Origin of the sequence: Mesorhizobium sp. M7A.F.Ca.CA.002.09.1.1 (genome assembly GCF_003998555.1) — a bacterium.
Taxonomy (GTDB): domain Bacteria; phylum Pseudomonadota; class Alphaproteobacteria; order Rhizobiales; family Rhizobiaceae; genus Mesorhizobium; species Mesorhizobium ciceri.
Genome location: NZ_RZRR01000656.1, coordinates 1 through 3,265, shown reverse-complemented (window position 1 = coordinate 3,265; position 3,265 = coordinate 1). Strand labels below are relative to the sequence as shown.

Genomic DNA, 3,265 nt, shown 5'->3' with positions numbered 1-3,265 from the left:
GGCTGGCGATCCAGCGCGCGACCAATGAAGAGCTCGCCGCGCTCGTCGACTGGTGGACGCTCACCATGGCGCGCGCCGACTCGTTTTCCAGCGCCGAGCTGACCGCCAGGGACGAGGAGTTTCACATCCGCATCGCCAGGCTGTCAGGCAATCCCGAACTGGCGCGCATGCTCGAAGGCATCAACACGCGCATCCATTTCGTTCGCAAGATCGAAGTGGAGAAGCACCGGCGACTGTCGACAACCTACACCGAACACAGCGAAATCGCCCGAGCCATGGTAACCCGCGATGCCGACACGGCCGCAAGGCTCATGCATGACCACATCGACATCAGTGTCGCCGATGCCATGTCGACCGTCCGGGAAGGCCTGGCCCGGATATACGTCGACGTCGATCAGATCTGACCAGCATCCCGGATCCGATTAAGCAATCCCTGGCCGGTCAGGCAACCTTGTCGAGCAGCGGCCTGAGCGCCGGGTGAATTTCCGGCGAGGCGTGCTTGATCAGGGTCAGCAGCGCGCGTTCGTTCTCGTAAAGTGGCCTGTCGACGCCGATATGTTCGATCAGCCAGCCGGCTTCGCCGGCATCGATCGTCTCGGCACGGCGGGCCAGGGCCTCGGCCGCCCTGTTCTTGGCTTCCCATTCGGCTTCGATGTCGCCAGGAGATCGGTAGGCCTCCATGATGCCGGCAAGCCCGCCGGAGATCATGCGGCTGAAGAAGCCGCCGATTTCCGGATCGGCATGTTCGAGGAAGGCGTCATGGCGCAGCGCCACGTCGCGCGTCGGTGCTTCGTAGCCGGCCGAGCACATGACGAAATTGGCGATCGCCTTGACGAACAGCTCGTTCCAGGACGGATCGTTTTGTCCTTGAGCAGTCCGCTCGTTGATCTTGAGCAGCACCTCGGCCTCGGCGCGCGTGATGGCGATGTTGCCGTCGCCGCCATGGGCATGGAGTATCCGGCGCAAAAGCTCGACCTCCGCCTGCGCGACGAGGCCCGGAGCCAGCGCGCCGCCGAGCATCAGCGGCCCCTTGCCGTCAATGACGGCATGCGCCACCTGCTCCAGCGCATACACACAAAGCTGGGCCGGCGACGATTTCGCCTGTTCCAGCACATGCACCAGCAATTCGAGTTCGGTCCGGCTGTCGACCATGCCGTCGCGCGAGATCGTGCGGATCAGCCAGTCGGCATTGTCCTGCGAGATATAGCCCGATGGCTTTTCCTGGTGGACGATATAGTCGGTGACCGCCTCAATGAAGAAGGGCGGCCATTCCTGGCATTTGTCCTTCGCCGTGGCATCGAGCGCGAACAGCGCCTCGGCCTCGCCACGCGTCACGACGCCGTCGCCGAACACTTCATGGCGCAACATCGCCACGTCCTCCGCGGCGATGCGGCTTTTCGAGGTCAGCCCGGCCACCGGCGCGCTCATGATCAATTCGCCCATTTGTCGTCCCCGTCCGCCGTCGCCAAGCGCCGGCCCCATAGCGTCACACAAGCCAACATATCAGCAGTGTCTTGAAAAACCGGCAAACGGCGTGGTTAGTGAAGACTTGTCGCCAACGCATGTCGCCTGACAGCGTGCCGCGGTTTGAAGAACGACATGCACGCGCTTTAGATGTTGCTGACAGGTGACAAGCCGTCGCGCGCAAGCTATGGATGGCGCGTCGAGGACTCAGGGTCTTGAGTCCTACCTGTTTGCGGGAGAGAACAGCGAGAGCTGTCGCCGAAGGGGAAATCGCCCGAAATCTCTCAGGCAAAAGAACCGTAGACGGGAAAGACACTCTGGAAAGTCGGGGCTTGCCCCCGCGCCGAAGGTGTAAGCGCCGCTGACAGAGTTCCGGCTGCGCGAGTCTCTCAGGCTTCAGACAGAGGGGCACGGACTGGTCGCCATTCGCGACCGATTGCGTGCGACTCTGGAGACGACATGGCGGGCGACGACACAAAACACCTTCCCCTTGAAGATATCCATATGGCCGCCGGTGCGCGCTTCGGCGCCTTTGCCGGCTGGTCGATGCCGCTGACCTATCCGGCCGGCGTCATGAAGGAACACCTTCACACCCGCGAGCAGGCCGGCCTGTTCGACATCTCGCACATGAAGCTGTTCGAGGTCAGCGGACCGGAAGCGGCGGCACTGCTCAACCGTGCTTGCCCACTGGATGCCGGCGCGCTCGAAATCTCGCAATCCAAACTGTCCTTTTTCCTCAACGAAGCAGGCGGCATCCTCGACGACCTGATCGTCACCAGGCTTAGCGATGCCAGGTTCATGGTGGTCGCCAATGCCGGCAACGCCGTAGCCGACGAAAAGCATTTGCGTGCACTTGCCGCGGATTTCGACGCCAGGATCGAGCCGCTCGACCGCGTCTTCCTGGCCATCCAGGGTCCTGAAGCCTGGGCCGCCCTTTCCCGCGCCGGCATCGAGACCGGCTCGCTGCTGTTCATGCATGGGGTCGAACCGCGCAAGAACTGGTTCATGAGCCGGTCGGGCTATACCGGCGAGGACGGGTTCGAGATCGGCTTGCCGGAGGCCGATGCACGCGACCTCGTCGCGAAGCTGCTCGGAGACGAGCGCGTGCTGTGGATCGGCCTGGCTGCGCGCGACAGCCTGCGCCTGGAGGCCGGTCTCTGCCTGCATGGCCAGGACATCACACCGGAAACCGACCCGGCCAGCGCCGCCTTGATGTGGGCAATTCCAAAGGACATCCGCGCTTCCGGCACTTTCATCGGCGCCGATGCGCTCCGCGCCGCGGTGGAACGAGGACCCGCGCAAAAGCGCGTCGGTTTGAAGCCGGAAGGCCGCCAGCCGGTGCGTGGCGGTGCCGCGCTCTTCGACGCCGACGGCAACCCGGCCGGCCATGTCACGTCGGGCGGCTTCGGCCCCTCGGCCGGCCATCCGGTCGCCATGGGCTATGTCTCGACACCTCTGGCAAAGCCCGGAATTCGGGTTTTCGCCGATGTGCGCGGCACGAAAATCCCAGTCGATATCAGCTCCCTGCCCTTCACACCGCATCGCTACCGAAAAGGATGATCTCAATGGCAACGACCTATTTCACATCAGATCACGAGTGGCTCCGCGTCGAGGGCGGCATCGCCACGGTCGGCATCACTGATTACGCGCAGGAGCAGCTCGGCGACCTCGTCTTCGTCGAACTGCCGGAGACGGGAAAGAAATTGACCAAGGGCGACACCGCCGTCGTGGTCGAATCCGTCAAGGCGGCGTCCGATGTCTATGCACCAGTCGACGGCGAGATCACCGAGGCCAACGGCAC

General features: G+C 63.5%; 3 protein-coding genes, 1 pseudogene and 1 riboswitch. Of the genes and pseudogenes, 3 read left to right on the top strand and 1 reads right to left on the bottom strand.

Annotated features, from left to right (window positions below; translation table 11 throughout):
• On the top strand, positions 1-404 hold a 404-nt coding region (locus EN994_RS23945), incomplete at its 5' end, for an FCD domain-containing protein (protein ID WP_127307849.1).
• A gap of 37 nt (positions 405-441) precedes the next feature.
• Here EN994_RS23945 and EN994_RS23940 read toward each other — a convergent pair.
• Positions 442-1,443 carry a hypothetical protein gene (locus EN994_RS23940; RefSeq protein ID WP_063167889.1) on the bottom strand — a complete coding sequence of 334 codons (1,002 nt, stop codon included), beginning with the start codon at positions 1,441-1,443 and terminating at the stop codon, positions 442-444.
• 244 nt (positions 1,444-1,687) lie between these two features.
• A riboswitch (glycine riboswitch) is annotated at positions 1,688-1,774 on the top strand.
• Between the two features lie 149 nt (positions 1,775-1,923).
• Between EN994_RS23940 and gcvT the strand changes: the two genes are divergently transcribed.
• Together gcvT and EN994_RS23930 are read left to right on the top strand one after the other, a co-directional pair.
• Positions 1,924-3,024, top strand: coding sequence for a glycine cleavage system aminomethyltransferase GcvT (gene gcvT / locus EN994_RS23935; protein ID WP_063167888.1), 1,101 nt, complete (start codon positions 1,924-1,926; stop codon positions 3,022-3,024).
• A 5-nt stretch (positions 3,025-3,029) separates the two neighbouring features.
• Positions 3,030-3,265: pseudogene (locus EN994_RS23930) on the top strand (glycine cleavage system protein H); the annotation flags it as partial.

Coding starts and splice junctions, on each gene's coding strand:
- EN994_RS23940 (WP_063167889.1), bottom strand. CDS start 1,443: ATGGGCGAATTGATCATGAGCGCGCCGGTGGCCGGGCTGACCTCGAAA.
- gcvT (WP_063167888.1), top strand. CDS start 1,924: ATGGCGGGCGACGACACAAAACACCTTCCCCTTGAAGATATCCATATG.